General features: G+C 70.3%; 21 protein-coding genes. 11 read left to right on the forward strand and 10 right to left on the reverse strand.

The features are described from left to right. Positions 1-62: 62 nt before the first annotated feature. The 4 genes from ABZ297_RS00215 to purD all read right to left on the reverse strand — a co-directional run bounded on the left by ABZ297_RS00215 (position 63) and on the right by purD (position 4,947). The gene (locus ABZ297_RS00215; protein ID WP_355336997.1) at positions 63-1,352 is read right to left on the reverse strand and encodes a GTP cyclohydrolase IIa; all 1,290 of its coding nucleotides are present in this window, start codon (positions 1,350-1,352) and stop codon (positions 63-65) included. A gap of 201 nt (positions 1,353-1,553) precedes the next feature. Further along, positions 1,554-2,819, reverse strand: coding sequence for a UDP-N-acetylglucosamine 1-carboxyvinyltransferase (murA, locus tag ABZ297_RS00220; protein WP_355336999.1), 1,266 nt, complete (start codon positions 2,817-2,819; stop codon positions 1,554-1,556). Positions 2,820-2,893: 74 nt separating this feature from the next. After that, complete coding sequence (locus tag ABZ297_RS00225; protein ID WP_355337001.1) at positions 2,894-3,730, reverse strand: phosphoribosylaminoimidazolesuccinocarboxamide synthase; 837 nt, start codon at positions 3,728-3,730, stop codon at positions 2,894-2,896. Further along, the gene (gene purD, locus ABZ297_RS00230) at positions 3,727-4,947 is read right to left on the reverse strand and encodes a phosphoribosylamine--glycine ligase (protein WP_355337003.1); all 1,221 of its coding nucleotides are present in this window, start codon (positions 4,945-4,947) and stop codon (positions 3,727-3,729) included. The genes ABZ297_RS00225 and purD overlap by 4 nt, the downstream gene beginning before the upstream one ends. Positions 4,948-5,420: 473 nt before the next feature. On the opposite strand from purD, the gene corA reads away from it, so the two are divergent. After that, positions 5,421-6,488: a magnesium/cobalt transporter CorA gene (gene corA / locus ABZ297_RS00235; RefSeq protein WP_355337005.1), complete on the forward strand. Its 1,068-nt coding sequence runs from the start codon at positions 5,421-5,423 to the stop codon at positions 6,486-6,488. A gap of 162 nt (positions 6,489-6,650) precedes the next feature. Here corA and ABZ297_RS00240 read toward each other — a convergent pair whose 3' ends face one another. Next, positions 6,651-7,940: a serine hydrolase domain-containing protein gene (locus tag ABZ297_RS00240; protein WP_355337007.1), complete on the reverse strand. Its 1,290-nt coding sequence runs from the start codon at positions 7,938-7,940 to the stop codon at positions 6,651-6,653. A 191-nt stretch (positions 7,941-8,131) separates the two neighbouring features. On the opposite strand from ABZ297_RS00240, the gene ABZ297_RS00245 reads away from it, so the two are divergent. The 6 genes from ABZ297_RS00245 (at position 8,132) to ABZ297_RS00270 (ending at position 11,987) form a co-directional block, all read left to right on the forward strand. Next, positions 8,132-8,257, forward strand: a complete 126-nt coding sequence (locus ABZ297_RS00245) for a hypothetical protein (RefSeq protein WP_355337009.1) — start codon at positions 8,132-8,134, stop codon at positions 8,255-8,257. A 285-nt stretch (positions 8,258-8,542) separates the two neighbouring features. Then, positions 8,543-8,947, forward strand: coding sequence for a hypothetical protein (locus tag ABZ297_RS00250; RefSeq protein WP_355337011.1), 405 nt, complete (start codon positions 8,543-8,545; stop codon positions 8,945-8,947). Positions 8,948-9,091: 144 nt separating this feature from the next. Continuing rightward, positions 9,092-9,322, forward strand: a complete 231-nt coding sequence (locus ABZ297_RS00255) for a hypothetical protein (RefSeq protein ID WP_355337013.1) — start codon at positions 9,092-9,094, stop codon at positions 9,320-9,322. 2 nt (positions 9,323-9,324) lie between these two features. Next, positions 9,325-9,807 carry a Clp protease N-terminal domain-containing protein gene (locus ABZ297_RS00260; RefSeq protein WP_355337015.1) on the forward strand — a complete coding sequence of 161 codons (483 nt, stop codon included), beginning with the start codon at positions 9,325-9,327 and terminating at the stop codon, positions 9,805-9,807. 411 nt (positions 9,808-10,218) lie between these two features. After that, positions 10,219-11,148, forward strand: a complete 930-nt coding sequence (locus ABZ297_RS00265) for an ABC transporter ATP-binding protein (RefSeq protein WP_355337017.1) — start codon at positions 10,219-10,221, stop codon at positions 11,146-11,148. Then, complete coding sequence (locus ABZ297_RS00270) at positions 11,145-11,987, forward strand: ABC transporter permease (RefSeq protein WP_355337019.1); 843 nt, start codon at positions 11,145-11,147, stop codon at positions 11,985-11,987. The genes ABZ297_RS00265 and ABZ297_RS00270 overlap by 4 nt, the downstream gene beginning before the upstream one ends. 142 nt (positions 11,988-12,129) lie before the next feature. Here the strand turns inward: ABZ297_RS00270 and ABZ297_RS00275 are convergent, their stop codons facing one another. After that, a complete protein-coding gene (locus ABZ297_RS00275) occupies positions 12,130-13,035 on the reverse strand; it encodes a glycerophosphodiester phosphodiesterase family protein (protein ID WP_355337021.1) in 906 nt (301 codons plus the stop codon). A gap of 233 nt (positions 13,036-13,268) precedes the next feature. Between ABZ297_RS00275 and ABZ297_RS00280 the strand changes: the two genes are divergently transcribed. Beyond that, a complete protein-coding gene (locus tag ABZ297_RS00280) occupies positions 13,269-13,916 on the forward strand; it encodes a GNAT family N-acetyltransferase (protein WP_355337023.1) in 648 nt (215 codons plus the stop codon). Between the two features lie 7 nt (positions 13,917-13,923). On the opposite strand, the gene ABZ297_RS00285 is transcribed toward ABZ297_RS00280, so the two are convergent. The 3 genes from ABZ297_RS00285 to fbaA all read right to left on the reverse strand — a co-directional run bounded on the left by ABZ297_RS00285 (position 13,924) and on the right by fbaA (position 16,775). Continuing rightward, the gene (locus ABZ297_RS00285; RefSeq protein ID WP_355337025.1) at positions 13,924-15,207 is read right to left on the reverse strand and encodes an adenylosuccinate synthase; all 1,284 of its coding nucleotides are present in this window, start codon (positions 15,205-15,207) and stop codon (positions 13,924-13,926) included. 100 nt (positions 15,208-15,307) lie between these two features. Then, the gene (locus tag ABZ297_RS00290; RefSeq protein ID WP_355337027.1) at positions 15,308-15,718 is read right to left on the reverse strand and encodes a DUF3151 domain-containing protein; all 411 of its coding nucleotides are present in this window, start codon (positions 15,716-15,718) and stop codon (positions 15,308-15,310) included. 34 nt (positions 15,719-15,752) lie between these two features. Continuing rightward, on the reverse strand, positions 15,753-16,775 hold the full coding sequence (gene fbaA, locus ABZ297_RS00295) for a class II fructose-bisphosphate aldolase (RefSeq protein ID WP_355337029.1): 1,023 nt from the start codon (positions 16,773-16,775) through the stop codon (positions 15,753-15,755). Positions 16,776-16,913: 138 nt separating this feature from the next. Between fbaA and ABZ297_RS00300 the strand changes: the two genes are divergently transcribed. Both ABZ297_RS00300 and ABZ297_RS00305 read left to right on the forward strand, forming a co-directional pair. After that, positions 16,914-17,606 (forward strand): DedA family protein, encoded by a 693-nt coding sequence (locus ABZ297_RS00300; RefSeq protein WP_355337031.1) that lies wholly within the window; start codon positions 16,914-16,916, stop codon positions 17,604-17,606. 65 nt (positions 17,607-17,671) lie between these two features. Beyond that, complete coding sequence (locus tag ABZ297_RS00305) at positions 17,672-18,067, forward strand: hypothetical protein (protein ID WP_355337033.1); 396 nt, start codon at positions 17,672-17,674, stop codon at positions 18,065-18,067. Positions 18,068-18,196: 129 nt separating this feature from the next. Here the strand turns inward: ABZ297_RS00305 and pyrE are convergent, their stop codons facing one another. Beyond that, entirely contained in the window at positions 18,197-18,730 is a 534-nt protein-coding gene (pyrE, locus tag ABZ297_RS00310) for an orotate phosphoribosyltransferase (protein ID WP_355337034.1), read from the reverse strand. A gap of 132 nt (positions 18,731-18,862) precedes the next feature. Between pyrE and ABZ297_RS00315 the strand changes: the two genes are divergently transcribed. Next, complete coding sequence (locus ABZ297_RS00315; protein ID WP_355337036.1) at positions 18,863-21,286, forward strand: sigma-70 family RNA polymerase sigma factor; 2,424 nt, start codon at positions 18,863-18,865, stop codon at positions 21,284-21,286. Positions 21,287-21,399: the final 113 nt, after the last annotated feature.

Consider the following 21,399-nt stretch of genomic DNA (forward strand, 5'->3'; position numbering starts at 1 on the left):
CGCGGGCGGCCCGCCGCCCCTGGAAGGGGAAGGGGGACGGCGGACCAGGTACCCGAGGGCTCCTAACGGGGCCCCAGCTTCTCCACGATCAGCCGGTAGAGCTGGCGCGGCCGGCCCGGCTGCGGCGTGCGGTTCGGCGGAAGCGGCCACGCGAGTCCCTCGTCAACCAACGTGCGCAGCAACCGCCGAGCCGTACGCGGCGTGACCCCGAGCATCTTCCCGGCGCCCTCCGCGTCGACCACGGTGTCCCCGCCCTCCAGCTTGGCCGCCAGCCTGGCCAGCACCTCCACGCCCTTCGGCTTCAGCGCGGTGGCCCCCTGCGGGGGCATCCGGGGCGCGGGGATGAGCGCCCGGCCCTCGCGGTCCACCGCGAACCCCTGCGCCTGCTTGCCCGCCTGGGTACGCGCCAGCGCCGCCCGCGCGTGCGACTCCGCGTCGTGCGCCGTCCGGCCCATGCCGACGCCCACCTCGACCGCCAGCCCCAGCTCGTCGCGGATCCTGGCGGCGAACGGCAACACCCTGAACCCGTCGGTGGCGGTGGCGATCGAGCCCCTGGTCGCGGTGACCAGGTAGCTGTGGTCGTCGATCGGCCAGACGGTGGCGTTGATCCGGTTCGCCTCCTGGACCAGCAGCCGGTGCAGCGACAGCCGCAGCTCGTCGCGCCAGTAACGCGGCGCGGCGCGGCGCACCGGCTCGCGCAGCGTCGGCACCTCGACCAGCACCACGGTGAGCTGCGACTCCTCCAGCCGGTGGTGCGCGCCGAGCAGCGCCGCCGTGTGCAGCGCCGTGCGCACCGCCGCCGAGGTCGGCCTGATCCTGATCACCGGCACGCCCGCCGTCTGCAGCCGCTCCGCCACCGCCGGCAGGCAGCTCAGCGCGCCCGTGGTGACGCCCTGGCGGGCCAGCCGCTCGTGGTAGGCCGCGATCGTGCCCGTGGCGCCCGGCTCGTCGCGGGTGTGCACGTCCACGGCGGCGATGCCGAGGTCCGTGTACGCCTCCTCGACGTCGGCCCGGCTCACCACGTCGATGCTCACCCGCTGTGGATCGATCCGCGGGTCCAGCGCGGCCTTCGCCAGCGCCGCCACCAGTGCCGCGCCGCCGAGTTGCACGTAGGTCGCCGGCATCGTCAGCACACCGGAACGCCTGGCCAGGTCGTACGGGACCGGGCTGGCGAACAGGCATGCGTCGACACCGGGACCGAGCCGTGTCACCTTGTCGGGCGCCTCCTGCTCGTCGCGGTAGGCGGCGGCCACCAGGCGGCACGGCAGCGGTGCGGCGGCGTGACCCATCAGCATCACCCGCTCGACGAGGTCATGGGGTCCAACCACGCCAATGGTGAGGTCCGGTGTCATGGCGCCCGGGCGTGACACTCGGGGTGTTTCTTCGGCCCTCTCGACCAATGTTCGTCCCATCCTGCTGTCCGTTGCAGTGCTCTCTTTTGGAACGATCGCTCGCGAGGGCCGTAATGTCACGCCCGACTTTTCCGGAAAGCCGTTCAGATCGGCCACGCGAGAACATGTTTTAGCAGCTCAGTAGGGTTTTCCAGGAGATTTTCAACTCTCGGAAATCTCTCGTGTAATGTCCGCGCCAAGGGCTCGCATTCGCTCGGCGAGATGCGCGTGGCCGCGATCGATGAGGTATCCGGACTCGATGACCGTCTCGCCCTCGGCCGCCAGTCCGGCGAGCACCAGCGCGATACCCGAGCGCAGATCGTGCGCGGTCACCCTGGTGCCGGTCAGCGGGGTCGCGCCGCGCACGATCGCCCTGCTGCCCTCGACCTCCACGTCCGCGCCCATCTTGTTCAGCTCGCCCGCCAGGGCGAAGCGGCCGTCGAAGATGCGCTCGTGGATGTAGCTGGTGCCGCCGGCCAGCGCGGCCACCGTCATCATCGGCGACTGCAGGTCGGTGGCGAAGCCGGGGTAGGTGTCGGTGATGATGTTGATCGGACGCAGCGGACGGTCGCACCGGACGTGCAGCACCGCGCCCTGCCTGGCGAAGTCGACGCCCATCTGCTCGAGCTTGTAGCGGACGACGCCCAGGTCCAGGCCGGTGCCGACGAGGCTGAGGTCGCCGCCAGTGATCGCCGCGGCCATCGCGAACACACCCGCGTCGAGCCGGTCGGGCATCACGGTGTGCTCGACGGCGTGCAGCTCCTCGACGCCCTCGACCGTGATGAAGCCGGTGCCGCCGCCGCGGATGCGCGCGCCCATCTTCGTCAGCATGTCGATGACGTCGAGAACCTCGGGCTCCAGCGCCGCGTTCTCGATCACCGTAGTCCCCTTGGCCAGGGACGCGGCCATGATGAGGTTCTCGGTGCCGGTGTGCGAGGGGGTGTCGAGGTAGAGGGTCGCGCCGGTCAGGCCGCTCGCCTTGACGTGGATGACGTTCTCGCCCTCGTCGACGACCGCGCCGAGCCGCTTGTAGCCCAGGTAGTGGAAGTCGAGGTTGCGGCTGCCGAGGTTGCAGCCGCCGACGCCCTCGACGATCGCCTCGCCGAGGCGGTGGAGCAGCGCGGGGGTGAACAGCACGGAGCCGCGGAACCGCCTGGCGATCTCGGCCGGAAGCACCGGGCTGGTCAGCCGGGAGGCGTCGATCACGAGTGTCCGCTCGGCCTCGTGCAGCTCGACGTACGCGCCCACGGCCTGCGCCAACTCGATCGCGCGGCGGACGTCCTCAATGATCGGCACGTTGCGCAGTACGGTGCGGCCTTTCGCGGCGAGCAGAGCCGCACCGATCATCGGCAACACGGCGTTCTTCGCGCCCTGGATGAAGGCGGTTCCACGCAGTGCGTTGCCACCGCGGACGCGGTAACGGACCATTCGTGCGGCTCCTTGAAATCTGTCTGGCTCGAACTTGCCAACAGTAGCCGCTAACCGGACATGGGCCGGTCGAATCATCCGCTAAATGGAGCGCCGGTAATACGCTCGTACGCCTCCAGGTAACGCTGTCTGGTCCGTTCGACTACATGCTGTGGAAGGCGCGGTGGGACGGTTCCAGATGCTTTGTCCCATCCCGATTCGGATGAAGTAAGCCAGTCTCGTACAAACTGCTTGTCGAATGACGGTTGGGAACGTCCTGGCCGCCATTCGTCCGCCGGCCAGAAGCGGGACGAATCAGGAGTCAGCACCTCATCGCCCAAGGTCAGCACGCCGTCGTCGTCCCAGCCGAGCTCGATCTTGGTGTCGGCCAGGATGATGCCCCGCTCGCGGGCGAGTTCCGCGCCGCGCGTGTAGACGGCCAGCGTGATGCGGCGCAGCTCCTCCGCCGTCTCCTGGCCCACCTCGTCGACCACCCGCTCGAAGGGGATCGGCTCGTCGTGCTGGCCGACCGGCGCCTTCGTGGACGGCGTGAAGATCGGCTCGGGCAGGCGCGAACCGTCCTCCAGGCCGGGAGGCAGCGCGACGCCGGAGACGGCGCCGTCGCGGCGGTAGTCGGCCAGCCCGGAGCCCGCCAGGTAGCCGCGGGCCACGCACTCGATCGCGACCATCTTCAGCGGCTTGCACAGCACGCTGCGCGAGTCGGGGCCCGGCGCCACGATGTGGTGCGGCACCACGTCCTTGAGCTGGTCGAACCACCACAGAGAGAGCTGTGTGAGGACCGCGCCCTTGTCGGGGATGCCGGGTTCGAGGACGTAGTCGAAGGCGGAGATCCGGTCCGAGGCGACCATCAGCAGCAGGCCCTCGTCGGTCTGGTAGAGGTCGCGAACCTTGCCGGAGTGCAGGTGCTTCATCGGGCGATGTCCGTCCTGTGGAAGGAGCCGCGCAGCTCGACGCGCGACACCAGGTCGTAGGCGTTGCGGCGGGCCGTCTCCTGGTCGGGGCCCGTGCCGACGACGCTGAGCACCCGGCCGCCGTCGGAGACGACCTCGCCGTCGACTCGCTTCGTGCCGGCGTGGATCACGTACGCGTGCTCGGTCGCGCCCAGCCCCTTGATCACGTCCCCCTTGACCGGGGCCGCCGGGTAGTTCTCCGCCGCGATCACCACCGTCACGGCCGAGCCCGGCCGGAACGCCGGCTCCGGGTGGTCGCCCAGCTCGCCCGCCGCGCAGGCCGACAACAGGCCCGCCAGCGGCGTCTCCAGCCGGTCGAGCAGCACCTGCGTCTCCGGGTCGCCGAAACGCGCGTTGAACTCGATGACCTTCGGGCCGTCGGCGGTCAGCGCCAGGCCCACGAACAGCACGCCCTGGTACGGCAGGCCGCGCCGGGACAGCTCCGCCATCGTGGGACGGACCACCTCGCGCATGACCCGCTCGGTCAGGTCTTCAGGCGCCCAGGGCAGCGGCGTGTAGGCGCCCATGCCGCCCGTGTTGGGCCCCTCGCCGCCGTCGTAGGCGCGTTTGAAGTCCTGGGCCGGCTGGAGCGGGACGGCCGTGCGCCCGTCGCAGAGCGCGAACAGCGACACCTCGGGCCCGTCGAGGAACTCCTCGATCACCACCCGCTCGCAGGCCCGCGCGTGGGCCAGCGCCTTCTCTCTGTCGTCGGTGACCACGACGCCCTTGCCGGCCGCCAGCCCGTCGTCCTTGACCACGTACGGCGCGCCGAACTCGTCGAGCGCCGCCGCCGCCTCCGCCTCGGTGACGCACGTCCTGGCCCTGGCCGTCGGGACGTTCGCGGCGGCCATGACCTCCTTGGCGAACGCCTTGGACCCCTCGATCATGGCCGCGTCCCTGGACGGGCCGAAGACGGGGATCCCGGCCTCGCGCACCGCGTCGGCGACCCCGGCCACCAGCGGCGCCTCGGGGCCCACCACGACCAGGTCGACGCCCAGCCGCCGGGCCAGCTCCGTCACCTGCCCTGGGTCTGTCGGGACGATCTGGTGCAGGGTCGCGACCTCCTCGATCCCGGCGTTGCCGGGGGCACAGTGGAGCTCGGTGACCTGGGGGTCGAGCTTGAGCGAGCGGCACAGGGCGTGTTCCCGCCCGCCGGATCCGATGACTAGAACGCGCACGCGTCCATTCTCGCAGCCGCCTCCAGAACCCTGCCCGCCGCACCCACGCGGCCCCCCGCCCCACCAGCGACAGCGCCCAGCCCGTCCCCGCCCGCTCGGGGGGCCGCTTCACCAGCGGGAGCACAGGAAATGCTGGAATGGTTAGGATTCTTTGTAGACTTCTACCTCTCCCCAGACCTCGGCGGCGAGTATCGTCGGTCAGGTTGGGCAGACTGTGGTAACTTAAGTCGGCTTTGCGGCGTCCTCGTGTGATTGGAGGTGGTCCGGGATGAATCCTGGTGATCCCAGCAGTACGTGCTCACCCACGTACACCCCGAATACCCCCGACCACTCCAATCCGGCAGCCTGATCGTGCCTCCACGCATCCGTGTTGATTGAGGTGACTTTTCATCGCGCGTGGAGCGTGCCAGGTCGGGCGGAAAGGGACTGCCATGCGCTCGTCCACGCTTTTCCGTCGCATCAACCGTCACCCCGTGCAGCCGCACGCCCCGCGCCAGCTCCCCAAGCCGGGGCGTGAGATCTGCGTGCCTCCCGTTGACTCCATCGTCGAGTTCGGCGCCTACATCCAGGGCAAGAAGGTCCACGCCCCCGGCATCGTCGAAGCCCTCGACCTGGTCCGCGAGCACAACCTCGGCTCCGACGGCGCCAAGGCGTTCGTCTGGGTCGGCCTGCATGAGCCTGAGGCCCCCGAGGTCGAGTGGCTGGCCGAGGTCTTCGGCCTGCACCCGCTGTCCGTCGAGGACGCCGTCAAGGCGCACCAGCGTCCCAAGGTCGAGCGGTACGGCGACTCGCTGTTCATGGTTTTGAAGACCATCGCCTACCTGGACCACGACGAGCTGACCGCCACCAGCGAGATCATCGCGACGGGCGAGATCATGGTGTTCCTCGGCGTCGACTTCGTGGTGACCGTGCGGCACGGCGAGCACTGCCCCCTCACCGAGGTCCGCGAGCGCCTCGAGGACCGGCCCGACCTGATGGACCGCGGCCCGGCAGGCGTCCTGCACGCCATCGCCGACCACGTCGTCGACCGCTACCTCCAGGTGGCCGACCTCATGCAGCTTGAACTGGAAGAGGTCGAGGCCACCGTCTTCGCCGACGTCAGCTCCCGCGACATCAACCGGATCTACCAGCTCAAGCGGGAGATGCTGGAGATGAAGCGGGCGATCACCCCGCTGCAGAGCCCGCTGGCCGCGCTGCCGCAGCGCCGGGTGATCCCGTCGGAGATGCGCGAGTACTTCCGCGACGTCGGCGACCACCTCTCCCGCGTGTGCGAGCAGGTCGAGTCGTCGAACGAGCTGTGCAGCTCGATCCTCCAGGCCGCGCTGGCCCGCTCGAACGCGCTGGCCAACGAGGACATGCGCAAGATCTCGTCCTGGGTGGCCATCCTGGCCGTGCCCACGATGATCGCCGGGATCTACGGCATGAACTTCGACTTCATGCCCGAGACCAAGCAGATCTGGGGCTACCCGGCCGTCCTTGGCGTCATGGTCTCCGCCTGCTTCCTGCTGCACCGCAGCTTCCGCCGCAACGGCTGGCTCTGAGGACGTTTCCGCCAACCGGCCACAACGACACGCTCCCCGCGCCGGCGCTTCGTGCATACCGGCGCGGGCCGCATCCCCCCGCCCCATCCCCGGCGACCGACAGGATCGCCGGCCGCCAGGGGAGCGGGAGTTGGTGCGGAATGCCTGGCCGGTTCGGCCCCGTCAGCCAACCGTGGTCTTCCCGTCGCAGAACACCTCCTTGACGAGCTTGTCCAGGGCCTTCGGGAACGTCTGCGCCTGGTCGATTGCGGCGTCCCCGGTGGTCACCGAGGCGGTCAGGGTCTTACTGCCGTCGGGCGTGCTGTACATCAGCGCCCCGTAGCCCCCCGGAGGGCTGCCGTTGTGCTGGAAGATGGTGCCGCCGCAGTTCGGGCCCAGGTCCTGCACCCACAGCCCAAAGCCGTAGCCGAGCTTCCCATGCGGCTTGCGCATCTCGGCCAGCAGCGGGGCCGGCACGAGCTCGCCGCCCATCAGCGCGGAGATGAACGTCTGGAGATCCTTGGTAGTCGAGATCATGTCACCGGCGCCGGCCAGTAGGGAGAGGTTCTGGCGGGCGACGTCGACCACCTTCCACTGGCCGGCGTCCTGGTAGCGGTAGTAGCCGTGGGCGTGCGGCCCGGGGATCTCCGCCCGGGTGCCCGGCACCACGGTGCCCGTCAGCCCGAGCGGCCGCAGGATCCGCCGCTGCATCTCCTCGGCGTACGAGCGGCCGGTGACCTTCTCGATCAGCAGCAAGGCCAGCGTGTAGTTGGTGTTGGAGTAGTTCTGGTCCGTCCCCGGCTCAAAGCGCGCCGGCTTGGACAGCGCCAGCCGTACCAGCTCCTCCGGCCGGTAGGAGCGGAACCGGTTGCCCACCCACTCCTTGCCCGTGGCGGGGATCCCCGGCACGACCGTCCCGTCGTCGTAGTACTCGCCGGTGTAGTTGAACAACCCGCTGGTGTGCTGCAACAGCATCCGCACCGTGATCCGCTGGTCCAGCCCGAGCTCGGGCAGGTAGCCGGCCACCGGTCTGTCCAGCCCGATCTTGCCCTCGGCCACCAGTTGCATCACCACGGTCGCGGTGAAGGTCTTGGTGACGCTGCCCACCCAGAACTGCCCGTCCGTCGGCGGCTTCGCGTTCGCGCCCAGCTTGCGCACCCCGGCGCTGCCGACCCACTCGCCCCGCTGATCGTGCACGCGCAGCTGCATCCCGGCGTAACCGGCATCGACGAACTCCTGGACGGCCTTCTGCAGCTCCGGGCGATCCTGCCCGGCAGCGGCCTTCGGCGCCGGCCTGCTGTCCGCGGTGGCCACCCCGGGTGTGGCCACCCCGGCCAGCAGCGCGGCCGCCAGCGCCGCGACCGCCACTCGCCCGAAGACCCGCGGCATCCGGCCCCTGTTGACGCCGTCGAGCACGATCTTGTCTTTGTCTGTCTTTCGCAGCCCCGAGGCCGCAGTCACTGAACCGCTCATGGCATCCACCATCGCCGACCGCTCTGATACCGGGCCGTTGCCGTGCTGACACGACCGCTGACACGACCCGCATCGGATCTGCTCGCCGCCTGATTTCGTCGGTGAGAAGTAGCAGCACTCCCCGCACCGGGAAGATGTCTTCGCGAACCCTGCGCAGGACGACGATCTTCGGTTGTGAACACAAAAGACCTGTGCCGGGAGTTGTCACCGGGCGCGATCACGGGCTGCACAGGGCCGGCGGTGAGGCCGGGTTCCTCCACGGGCAGCCACGCTATGCCCGGTGCACGCTGGTGCTGGTGATCGGCGACGGCTGCTGACGGTGGCGATCCCGCCCCTCTGCGATGGCCCGCAAGATCACCGGGGCCCTCGACCCGGCTGGCCAGCCCTCGCGCTGACCGTGCGGTGTCGCGTCAGCGGCCGCGTCAGGACGGCAACGGCCCGGTATCAGAGCGGTCGGCGATGGTGGATGCCATGAACGGTTCAGCGACTGCGGCCTCAAGCCCGACCTGAGGAGTCCAGATACCCCGGGCACCAGCAGGACCGCAGTCCACCATCCGTCCGTTCCATTGAATTTCGTAACAGCTTTGAAGGAGCACACCATCATGTCGATCACCCTTACCGACCAGGACAAGCTCACCCTGCGGGTCGCCGCGTGGGGCGCCGTTTCGCTGATGTCTGCCGCTGGTGCCGCAGGCTCGGCCCACAAGGTCGCCACCGAGGGCTCCATCGCCCTGACCTCCGCGACCGGCCTGGTCGGGCACGTGCTCACCAAGGCGCCCAAGGGCGTGAAGTACGGCAAGTCCGTAGCCGAACTCGCCGACCAGGTGCTGCCGGCCCTGACGGCGGCCATGAGCCTGCTCAAGCAGCAGGATCCGGCAGAGGCCGACAACTTCCACCGCACCGTCATCGTCGCCATCGAAGCATCCGCCCGGCCCCAGAAGGGCGAGCCCAGCCCCACCATGGCTGAGATGGCCCGCAAGATCACCGAGGCCCTCGACGCCGCTTGATGGTTGTCGACCCGCGCAGTCACAGCTTGTCGCGGGGTCCTCTCCGGACCCCGCGACACGGCGGCGTGCCGGGTCAGGGACGGGTCGAGCTCCGCTAGCAACCCAAGTTGACTAATCGCGGATTAGTCAACTACAGTTGCTTGCATGCCCGCTGATGAGATTCCCGCTCCTCAGGAGCCCGCAGACGCGCTGGCGGCTGTGGTGGCGTTGCGACGCCTGGCCGACCAGATCGAGGACGCCGCTGTTGAGCAGGCCATGCGTGCGGGCTGGAGTTGGCCGCAGGTCGCCGAGGCGCTAGGAGTGACGCGCCAGGCGGTCCACAAGAAGCATGCCAAGCGGCTCATCGCCGCCGGCGTCACGCTGAGGAGGCGCTGACGATGGCCATGATCGACCATTACATCAACACGATCGTCGAACGGGGAGCGGACGAAGCCCGCAAGGACGGGTCGGCGACGGTCGAGGCGCAGCATCTCCTGCTGGCGATCGCCGCCGAGCGCAACCCCGTCACGCATCAGGTCCTGACCTCGGTCGGGCTCGATCACCAGGCGATCCGCGACGCGCTCGACAAGGAGTTCGAGCAGAGCCTGGGCGCGGCCGGAGTGTCGCTCGCCGCCTTCGGCCTGCCGCGGCCGAGCCCCGCACCCAAGCGTTCGCCGAACCTGGGCGCTTCGGCCAAGCTCGCGCTCGAACGCGGCCTAGTGTCCGCCGCCGGCAAGAAGGATCTGCGTCCGGCGCACCTGCTGCTCGGGATCCTGCTGGCCGAGGTCGGCACCGTGCCGCGCGCGCTCGCCGCGGCGGGCGTCGACCGGGCCGACCTGACGGCGCGCGTCCGGCAGACGCTCACCGGCGAGGGCGAGTAGACGTACGAACGCCGCTGACTCCCCTCGGCGAGGACGACGAACGAACCGACGCCCCTGACGCTCACCAGCGAGGGCGGACAACCAGCGGACCCCATCGACAAGGGCGAGTAGCGCACAGGCGCCGCTGACTTCCCTCAGCGAACAGCCCCCGGTCGCGACGCCGCTTCCCAGCACAGCCGGCCCGACCGCGGAAGCCCCTGAAGCGGGGTCTCATCCGTCGAGTGCCTCGGGTTTCCCTGACGAGCGCACCACCGCTCTCGGCCACCGGCGATCTCGCCGCCCCCGAAACTTCGACTTCGGGTCACTGTGCCGTCGAAATTCAACGAATGGCGAATTTGTGCTGCCCTGCGCGGCTCACCCACCCCGAAAGGAAAGAAACTTCATGCCCACACGTACACCTGAGGTAGCAGCATGACGACGAGCGAGCAGGTCGTGCTCGACGTCGACGGCCTGCGGATGCGCTACGGCACGGACGACGTCCTGCGCGACGTGACGTTCCAGGCGCGCCACGGGGAGGTGCTGGCCCTGCTCGGGCCGAACGGGGCGGGCAAGACGACCACGATCGAGATCCTGGAAGGGTTCCGGACGCGGTCGGCGGGCCGGGTCGAGGTGCTCGGCGCGGACCCGGCGCACGGAGACGAGCGGTGGCGGGCGCGCGTGGGGGTCGTGCTGCAGTCCTGGCGCGACCATGGCAAGTGGCGGGTGCGTGAACTGCTCGCCCATCTCGGCACGTACTACGCCCCCTTCGCCACCGATCAGATCCAGCGGCCGTGGGACCCCGACGAGCTGATCCAGGCGGTCGGCCTGACCGAGCAGGCGGACAAGAAGATCAAGACGCTCTCCGGTGGTCAGCGCCGCCGGCTGGACGTGGCGATCGGCATCGTGGGGCGTCCCGAACTGCTGTTCCTGGACGAGCCCACCGCGGCCTTCGACCCACGCGCCCGGCACGAGTTCCACGACCTCGTACGCGGCCTCGCGGCCCGCCACGAGACCACCATCCTGCTCACCACCCACGACCTGGACGAGGCGGAGAAGCTCGCCGACCGCATCATCGTCCTGGACGGCGGCCGGATCATCGCGGACGGCACCGCGGCCGAGCTGGCCCGGCGGATCGCCGGCCAGGACGAGGTGCGCTGGACCCGCGACGGCCGGCGCTTCACCCAGTCGACCGGCGACTCGACCAGGTTCGTGCGCGACCTGTTCGACGAGTACGGCGCCGCGATCGGCGAGTTGGAGGTCCACCGGGCCTCGCTGGAACAGACCTACCTGGCCCTGGTGCAGCAGGCCGAGTCCGGGCGGCGTCAGGCCGCGTCACGCGAGCGGGAAGAGGTGGCCCGATGAACTCCGGGGCGATCCGGTCAGGCTGGTCACGCGGTCTGATCGAGCTGCGGCAGTCGTTCACCAACGGCGGGGATCTGTGGGGGCACCTCTTCTGGCCGGTGCTGATGCTGGCCGCCATGTTCTTCCTGCGGGACAGGGCGTTCGGGGCCACCGGGTTCCTGCTCGGCACCCTGGCGCTGCCGAGCATCCTGGGGATGAACGCGGCGCTCGGCATGGTCAGCCTGAGCCAGCAGCTCACCGCCGAACGCGAGGACGGGACCCTGCTCCGCGCCAAGGCGACGCCGAACGGGATGCGGGCCTACCTCGTCGGCAAGATCGTCTCGGTGTCCGGCAGCCTGCTCGCCGACCTCGCGATCTTCCTGATCCCCGGCGTGTTCATCATCGACGGCCTGGCGGCCGGCAGCCTGAGTTCCTGGCTGACCCTGGCCTGGGTGCTGGCCCTGGGCATGCTGGCGACCCTGCCCATCGGCGCGGTCCTGGGCTCGGTGTTCGGCAGCGCGCGCGGCCAGGGACTGATGCAGCTGCCGATCCTGGGCATGATCGCGATCTCCGGCATCTTCTACCCGATCACCTCGATGCCGGAGTGGCTGCAGGGGATCGCCCAGGTCTTCCCGGTCTACTGGCTCGGCCTCGGCATGCGTTCGGCCCTGCTGCCGGACACCGCGGTCAGCGTCGAGATCGGCGAATCCTGGCGGCACCTGGAGACCATCGGGGTGCTCAGCGCGTGGGCCGTGCTCGGCCTGGTCCTGGCCCCGATCGTGCTGCGACGGATGGCGCGCGGGGAGTCGGGGTCCAGCGTGGCCGCCCGCCGCGAAAGGGCCCTGCAGCGGGTCGGCTAAGGCGCGCGGCTCACCACGGACAGGGAGGTCGGCGCGCACGCCGACCTCCCTCGTCCGAAAGGAAGCGAGTTGAGGAGGTGCCGATGCGCACCGGCATGGGCATCTACGGCGTGCACCGGCTCCCGGTGACCTGGGACGTGCCTTAGACGCTGACCGGCCTGAGTGGCCTGACCGGGGCGGGGAGCTCCAGGCCGCGCTCCTGCCACAGGTCGCGCATGCGATCCGGGTAGTCGGTGACGATTCCGGTCACGCCCAGGTCGAGCATCCGGCCGCCCAGCTCGGTGTCGTTGACCGTCCAGACGGCGACGTCCAGCCCGGCCGCGGCGGCCTGGGACATCAGGCTCTCGTTCACCATCACGTGCTCGGGCGAGAGCGTGGTGGCACCGGCGTCGCGGGCCGCGGCGGGGACGTCGTCGCCCAGGTCGTCGTGCCAGTGCAGGGTGTCGAGCTCGATCAGCGCGAAGCGCCGGGCGGCGGGGGCCAGCTCGGCCGCGTGGCCGATGATCCGCCAGTCGAAGCTGAGGATGGCCGCGTTGTCGAGCCTGCCGTGCCGGTCGAGCTCGTCCACGACCAGCTCGGTGAACATCCGCGGGTCGGGCGTCAGCTCGGGCCTGGTCGGGTCGGACTTCAGCTCGACGTGCATCCGCACGCTCTCGGCGTCGTAGGCGTTGACCAGCCCGAGCACCGCGCCCAGCGTGGGCATCCGGGTGTCGGGAACCGCCACCTGGGTCAGCGCGAACGGGTCGGCGGGATGGCGCGGCATCCTCACTCCGACGTCCAGCGTGCGGAGCTGGGCGAGGGCCAGGGAGTTGATCGGCTTGCCGACGTACGGGAAGTCGGGGTCGTCTGCCACCACGGGACGCCTGTCGGCGCTCGTCACGGCGGAGACCGTGAGGTCATGTGTCAGCACGAGGCGCCGGTCGGCGGTGAGCGCGACATCGAACTCGAGCGCGTGCACCCCCAGCTCCATCGTGCGGCTCAGCCCCGGAAGCGTGTTCTCGGGCCACAGGCCCCTGGCACCCCGATGACCGTGTATCTCAACGCGCACACCGGGGACACTACCTTGCCGCGCGGCGCAATCCAGCGATGCCACGCCGCGTCCTTTTTGTGGCGTAAAGCGGCAAAGACCCGAAGCCGAACAGTGTGCCAACGCTGAACGATCTCTCGGGGTGGCGGGGACGTCGTCGCCCCAGGGTGACGCGACGATAGGGTCCGGCACTTCCGCCCTCGACGTCCCATTTCAGGCAAATAATCCGGCTACATAGCAATAACCTGGACGACATGACGGAGGCTCTCGAAACGGTCCGGCCCGCGACGGTCAGGGCGTGGGTGGACGGATGGGTCCTCTCGCGCAACGCCCCCCAGCCCGTGGAGGAGCCCTGGGGCCTGAGGGTCGACGTGGGGCTTCCCGATCACGTGGCCCGGCACATCCTCCCCGACCCCGACCCGGTCTTCCTGCGCCACCTGACGTCCCGGATCACCACGCCGGGCACCTGGCTCAAGCTCTGCGCCCCCGCCGAGTCGGTGAGTCGCTGGCTTCCGACGCGCTGGGAGGTCAAGGAGCCCGAGTACATGATGACGGCCTCCCTGGAACACGCCGAGGCGACGGCCCCGCCCGGTTACGCCCTGGCCGTCACGACCAGGGCGCACCTGACGACCGCCCGCCTCCTGACGCAGGCGGGCGAGGTGGCGGCCCGCGGCCAGATCGCCATCACGGGCGCCACCGCCGTCGTGGACCAGGTCGAAACGGCCGCCACACACCGCCGCCGGGGGCTGGGCAGCGTCATCATGACCGCCCTGTCGGCCAGGGCCGCGTCGTGCGGTGCCCACACGGGCATCCTCGTGGCCACCCCCGCGGGCCGCTCCCTCTACCGGACCCTCGGCTGGACCGTCCACACACCCATGACGGCCGCCGTCCTCACCGCGTGACGGCCGGTCAGACCAGCGAGCGGAGCACCAGCGTCTGGTCGCGGCCCGGGCCCACGCCGATGGCGGAGATCGGGGCGCCGCTCATCTGCTCCAGGGCGCGCACGTACGACTGCGCGTTGGGAGGCAGGTCCTCGAAGGACTTGGCCTCCGAGATGTCCTCCTGCCAGCCGGGCAGCTCCTCGTACACGGGCTTGGCGTGGTGGAAGTCCGTCTGGGTCATCGGGATCTCGTCGTGCCTGACGCCGTCGACCTCGTACGCCACGCACACCGGGATCCGCTCCAGACCCGACAGCACGTCCAGCTTGGTGAGGAAGAAGTCGGTGACGCCGTTGATCCGGGTCGCGTACCTGGCGATGACCGCGTCGAACCAGCCGCAGCGGCGGTTGCGGCCGGTGGTGACGCCGTACTCGCCGCCGGTCGTGCGCAGCCACTCGCCCATCTCGTCCTCGAGCTCGGTCGGGAACGGGCCGGAGCCGACGCGGGTCGTGTAGGCCTTGAGGATGCCGATCACGCGGGTCAGTCGCGTCGGCGGGATGCCGGACCCGGCGCACGCCCCTCCGGACGTCGGCGAGGACGACGTGACGAACGGGTAGGTGCCGTGGTCGATGTCCAGCAGCGTGCCCTGGCCGCCCTCCAGCAGGACGAACTTGCCCTCGTCCAGCGCCTTGCTCAGCACGAGCGAGGTGTCGGCGATGTGCGGCTTGAGCCGCTCGGCGTACGCCAGGTACTCCTCCAGGACGCGCTCGGCCTCGATCCCGCGCCGGTTGTAGACCTTGGTGAGCACCTGGTTCTTCTCGGTCAGCACGGCGTCGATCTTCTTGGCCAGAATGCCCGGGTCGAGCAGGTCCTGGACGCGCACACCCATCCGGTAGATCTTGTCGCCGTAGGCGGGGCCGATGCCGCGCCCGGTCGTGCCGATCTTGGCCTTGCCCAGATAGCGTTCGGTGACCTTGTCGAGCGCCTTGTGGTGAGGCATGATCAGGTGCGCGTTCGCCGAGATCAGCAGGCGCTCGGCGGAGATGCCGCGCGCGGCGAGCCCGTCGATCTCGCTGAGCAGCACTCCGGGGTCGACCACCACGCCGTTGCCGATGACCGGCACGACGTGGGGCGAGAGGATCCCGGTGGGAAGCAGATGCAGGGCGTATTTCTGGTCGCCGATCACCACCGTGTGGCCCGCGTTATTACCACCCTGGTAGCGGACGACGTAGTCGACGTCGCCACCGAGCAGGTCGGTGGCCTTGCCTTTGCCCTCATCGCCCCACTGGGCACCCACGAGAACGACAGCCGGCATGGTTCTAGTCTCCCGAACGCAAAACGAAAACCCCTGGCGCAAGCGCGACAGGGGCTCTTGCGTAGTGAGACTACCCGAGTATGGCTAAATGTCCCAAGAGCTAGTTCTGGGTCAGCGCGTCGTAGGCGGTGTCACTGCTGTCTTTGAGGAACTGGACGCAGCGCTCGGCCTCGTCCTTCTCGCCGATCGCCTGGGCGGCCCTCGACAGCGCGTACAGGCACCGCAGGAAGCCGCGGTTCGGCTCATGTTCCCACGGGACGGGCCCGTGGCCCTTCCAGCCGCTGCGTCGCAGTTGGTCGAGCCCGCGATGGTAGCCGGTACGTGCGAAGGCGTAGGAGGTGACGGCGTGCCCCTTCGCGAAGTACTCCTCCGCGAGCGCCGCCCACGCCGCTGGATGGGCAGGGAAGCGGGCGGCCACGTCAGCGGCCTTGGCGCCGGATTCGAGCGCCTCTCGGGCCTCGGGCAGATCCGGCAGGTAGGTCGGCGGCGGCCCGGCGAGAAGGTTGTCCATAGGACAAGTCATACCCGCCGGGCACCGAAAGTGGCTAGGAGATCTTCGTTCCGGCGCTCTTGAGGTTCTGGCACGCCTCGACGATGCGGGCCGCCATCCCCGTCTCGGCGGCCTTGCCGTACGAGCGCGGGTCGTAGGTCTTCTTGTTGCCGACGTCGCCGTCGACCTTGAGCACGCCGTCGTAGTTGCGGAACATGTGGTCGGCGATGGGCCTGGTGAAGGCGTACTGCGTGTCGGTGTCGACGTTCATCTTGACCACGCCGTACGAGATCGCCTCGTGGATCTCCTCCAGCGCCGAGCCGGAGCCGCCGTGGAAGACCAGGTCGAACGGCTTGTCCTTGCCGTACTTGGCGCCGACCGCGTCCTGGATCTCCTTCAGCACGCTCGGCCGTAGCTTCACGTGCCCCGGCTTGTACACCCCGTGGACGTTGCCGAACGTGGCGGCCAGCAGGTACCGGCCCCTCTCGCCGAGCCCGAGGGCCTCGGCCGTGGCGAGCGCGTCTTCGGGTGTCGTGTAGAGCTTCTCGTTGATCTCGCCGACGACGCCGTCCTCCTCGCCGCCGACGACGCCGATCTCCGCCTCCATGATGATCCTGGCGCGGGCGCACTTCTCCAGGAGCTCCTGGGCGATCTCCAGGTTCTCCTCGAGGGGCACGGCGGAGCCGTCCCACATGTGCGACTGGAAGAGCGGGTCGAGCCCCTTCGACACCCGCTCCAGGGAGATGTCGATCAGCGGCCGCATGTAGCCGTCGAGCTTGTCCTTCGGGCAGTGGTCGGTGTGCAGGGCCACGGTGACCGGGTACTTGGCGGCCACCACCCTGGCGTACTCGGCCAGCGCGCTCGCGCCGATCACCATGTCCTTGACCGTGGTGCCCGACAGGAACTCGGCGCCACCGGTGGACACCTGCACGATGCCGTCGCTCTCGGCTTCGGCGAAGCCGCGCAGCGCGGCGTTCAACGTCTGAGAGGAGGTCACGTTGATCGCCGGGTAGGCGAATCCACCGGCCTTGGCCCGGTCGAGCATCTCGGCGTAGACCTCTGGAGTCGCTATGGGCATGATTCATCTCCCTGGGAAGTACGGCTTCGCGCGAGCCCCGTCGCGAGCTCAGTATCCCGACTTAGTACCCCGCGTGGTAGTGACAACGCGTCCGCCGCTCCTCACCGCGGAATACCCTGCTCCAGGTAGGCTCCCTGTGTGGACTGGCTTTCCAATCTCCTCGACCCGACCTGGTGGCTCACCATCCTCGGCGCGTTCGCCACGATCGGCGTGCTGGCCATCATCTTCGCCGAGACGGGTCTGCTCATCGGCTTCTTCCTGCCCGGTGACTCGCTGCTCGTGGCCGCGGGCATCTTCAGCTCCGCGGCGGCGGCGAAGGGGATCGGCATCGAGCCGCTGTCCTTCCCCGTGCTGCTCATCGGCACGCCGCTGTGCGCGATCGCGGGTGCGCAGCTCGGCCATCTCATCGGGGTGAAGGTCGGGCGCAGGCTCTTCGAGAAGCCGGACTCACGGCTGTTCAAGAAGGAGTACGTGGAGAAGGCCGAGCACTTCTTCGAGAAGTTCGGCCCCGCCAGGGCGGTGGTCATCGCCCGGTTCGTGCCGATCGTCCGCACCTTCCTGAACCCCGTCGCGGGCGTGCTGGAGATGCCGGCCCGCCGGTTCTTCGTGTGGAACGTGGTCGGCGGCGTGCTCTGGGTCGAGAGCATGCTGCTGATCGGCCACTTCCTCGGCAGCCAGGTCGACCCCAAGCAGATCGACAAGTACATCCTGCCCGGGGTCTTCCTCATCGTGGCCATCTCGCTGATCCCGATCATCGTCGAGGTCGTCAAGACCCGCCGGGCGGGCAAGCAGGCGCAGACGCCGACCGGCAAGCACCACCGCGTTCCGTAGAGATCGGGAAGGCGAGCCTACCGACGGGTACGCTCCGGTGTGTGGGACGTCACAGGTCCGATCCGATGAGTCTCGCCCGCCTCGCGCTCGTCGTCCTGGCGGTCGCCGGGGTCGCCGCGCTCCTGGTCGTCGGCGGGCGGGCGCTGTTCGCCTCGCTCAGCACGCGGGCGCCGCAGCCCGAGCACCAGCGCGCCTCCGCCGCGCCTCCGTCGGCCGCCCAGGTGCCGACGGTGCGCATCGAGTGCGTCGCCGACACCTGCCCGCTCGTCACGGTCAGAGTGCCCGGCGGCGACGTCCTCCAGTACCGCGACATGGGCAGGGGTGAGGAGGTCAGCTACTTCGAGCCCGAACTGGACGTGGTGCTCGCCGACGCGGGCACCGTCCGCGTGACCGAGAACGGCACGCTCCGCGCGCAGGGCAAGCCCGGCGCGCGGGAGGCGTTCACCGTCAAAGGCCGGTGAACGCGTGGCCGCGGGAGGCGTTCACAGCGCCGCTGCGCGTGCCGCTTCGGGAGGCGTTCACAGCGCCCGTGCGCGTGCCGGTTCAGGAGGCGTTCACGGCGCCGGTGCGCGTGCCGCTGTGGGAGGCGTTCAGAGCCCGAGGTCGTCGAGCGTGAAGGCGCTGCGGTAGTCGAGGCCCTCCTCGGCCATCCGGGGCGCGGCACCCCGCTCGACGATCGTCGCCACCGCCACCACCTCGGCGCCCGCCTCGCGCAGCGCCTCGACAGCCGTCAGCGGGGACGTGCCGGTCGTCGAGGTGTCCTCGACCGCGAGCACCCGGCGCCCCCGCACCTCGGGGCCCTCGATCCTGCGCTGCATGCCGTGCGCCTTCTGCGCCTTGCGCACCACGAACGCGTCGAGCGTGCGGCCCCTGGCCGCGGCGGCGTGCATCATCGCGCTGGCCACCGGGTCGGCGCCCAGCGTCAGCCCGCCCACGGCGTCGTACTCCAAATCGGCCGTCAGGTCGAGCATCACCCTGCCGACCAGGGGCGCCGCGGCGCCGTCGAGGGTGATCCTGCGCAGGTCGAGATAGAAGTCGGCCTCCTGACCTGAGGAGAGCACCACCCTGCCGTGCACCACGGCCTTCTTCTTGATCTCGGCCAGCAGGTCGTCGCGATCCGTCATGGTCCCCAGCCTATGGGGCCGCCAGGTGCGCACCGGACCGCCTCCCATACGTAAAGCCACGGTCGGGGTTTAGTCATGGCGCTGGGTGCGGAAGGAATCCGTGATGCAACACCGGGTAATCGTGAGGTCACTATGAGTGCTGAGATCCCCTGGGGCGACGCGGATCTGCTCCAGGCGGTACGTGAGGGCGACGCCACCGCGTACGAACGGCTCCACGAGCGTCACGCGGGTGCCGCGCGGGCGCTGGCCAGGCAGCTCGTCAGGGGCGAGGCCGAGGTCGAGGACGTGGTCGCCGAGGCGTTCACGAGGATCCTCGACCTGGTCGGCAGGGGAGGCGGGCCGGAGTCGGGCTTCCGTACGTACCTGCTGACCGTGGTCCGGCGCACCGTCTACGACCGGACGCGGGTGGAGAGCCCCCACATGGCCGCCGGGGAGTCCGGCCGGTTCGACCCCGGCGTGCCCTTGGTCGACCCGGCACTTGTCGGTCTGGAGAGGTCCCCGGTCGCCAGGGCGTTCCGCACGCTGCCCGAGCGGTGGCGGGCGGTGCTCTGGCACACCGAGGTCGAGGGCGCCACCCCCGCCGAGGTCGCGCCGCTGCTCGGGCTGTCAGCCGGCGGGGTGTCCGCGCTGGTCTTCCGGGCGCGGGAGGGGCTCAGGCAGGCGTGCCTGCAACTGCGCCTGAGCGCGGCGCCGCGGCAGGAGTGCCGCCCGGTGCTCCGCAAGATGGGCGTGCACGTCAGGGACGGCTTGCCCAGGCGCGAGGCCCGCGCCGTCGACGAGCACGTGCGCGGCTGCGCCGAGTGCCGCTCGGTGCTTCTGGAGCTGACGGACATCGACCGAGGGCTGCGCGTCATCGTGGGCCCCCTGGTCGTCGGCCCCGCCTTCGCCGGGTACCTGGCAGAGCTGGGCAGCCCAGGATCGGATGGCCCCCCGCGCCTGCTCGGCCGGCTGCGGCAGAGAGCGGGCGGCCCGGCCCGCCGGCTGCGGTCGGGCGTGAGAGGCGCTCACCGTCCGCTCGGCCGGTCGCAGCGGGAGGCGGCTGGCTCTCTGCTGCGGCGGGTGTCGAGGCAGCAGTTGGCGGCCGTGGCCGGGGGGCTGACGGCCACGGTGGCCGTGGGGGCCGCGTTCCTGCTGGTCCTGACCGAGGAGCCGGTGCCGCAGCCGACCGCGCACGTCCCGCTCGCCGCCTCCTTCCAGGCCGAGCCGTCCGAGCCGCCGGACGAGCCGACGCTGGTCCGTCCCCAGCCGGCGCCCACCGTCCACGAGAGCGTGGGCGCGGTGCGGCTGCGTGCGACGATCGACGCGCTCGGCACGCTCGTACGCGACCAGTCCGGCATCGTCGGGCTGCGGCTGCGCAACACCGGCAGCCAGCCGAGCAAGGACCTGCGGGCCAAGGTCGACCTGCCGCCCGGCGTGACGATGAGCCCGCCGGCCGGCCAGGGGCAGGGCTTCGCCCCCGCCGGCGGGGCCGGGGCGGCCGACGGCTGGTCATGCCGTCCGGCCGGATACGGGGCGAACTGCGTCAGAGGCCCGCTCGGGGCGGGCCGGAGCACCGCGACGTTCCTGCGGGTGCGGGTCGCCGCCGACGCGCCGGAGGGCCTGGCGCCCGCCGTCCATGTCGCGTCCGGGCAGGTGCGGATCAGGGCGCGGGCGGTCGCGGGCGTGCGGCCCACCGGCGCGGCGGCCAGGTTCGCCACCGAGGGCAGGGTGGTGGTCAAGGCGGTCGGCAACGCGCTGCTGACCTGCCCGGACGAGATCGAGGGCTGCGCCGAGGCGCGCAGGCGCGTCGGCGACAGGCGCGACAACGACCAGTGGCCGATGGTCCCGCTCGACCAGGACACGGTGGCGAGCACGACCGCGTCCAGCGGCGCCACCCTCGACCTGCCCCGGGGCAGCCGGATCGGGTGGGCCGGGCTCTACTGGTCGGCCGGCGTCGCGACGGCCGGGCCGATCAAGTTCAGGCCGCCCGGACGCAAGAGATACCTGTCGATCACGCCCACTCAGGTGCTGACGCGGGCGCTGCCCTCGGGCCCCGCCTACCAGGCGTTCGCCGATGTCACCGGGCTCGTCAGCAGCACCCACGGGTCCGGCACGTGGTGGGCGGCCGATCCGCCGATGGCGACGGGGGTCTCGCAGCACGCCGGGTGGAGCCTGGTGGTGATCCTGGCCGACCCCGCCCTGCCGTACAGCCAGGCGGTGGTGCTCGACGCGGCCACAGTGGTGGGCGGCGAGGCGGGCACGGCGCGGATCCCGCTCGACGGGCTGAGCCCGTCGGCGTCCTCCGCCAGGGTCGAGCTGGTCACCTGGGAGGGCGACGCCGACCTCGGCGGCGACACGGTCTCGCTCGGCTCGGGGCCGCTCACGCCGGCGAGCGGCGGACGCGACCCGGCGAACGTCTTCGACGGCTCTGCCAACGGCGTGCGGGGGATGACGTTCGGCATGGACGTCGACACGTTCGGCGCCCCGCTCGGCTCCGATCCGGGGTTGCTGATCACCACCGAGGACGACGTCGTGCTGTTCGGTGTCGCCGCGGTGAGTGTCCCCGCACGCTCGTAACCCATAACAGGACAAACTGGTACGGTCTGCGTAGCTGTGCTGGCGTAACGTCGTGCGCGGGGCGAATCGTCGGGATTAACCCTCGCACGATCACCGGTCTTCATTACCCTGAG

This window comes from Nonomuraea sp. NPDC005983 (assembly GCF_040614375.1).
Lineage (GTDB): Bacteria > Actinomycetota > Actinomycetes > Streptosporangiales > Streptosporangiaceae > Nonomuraea.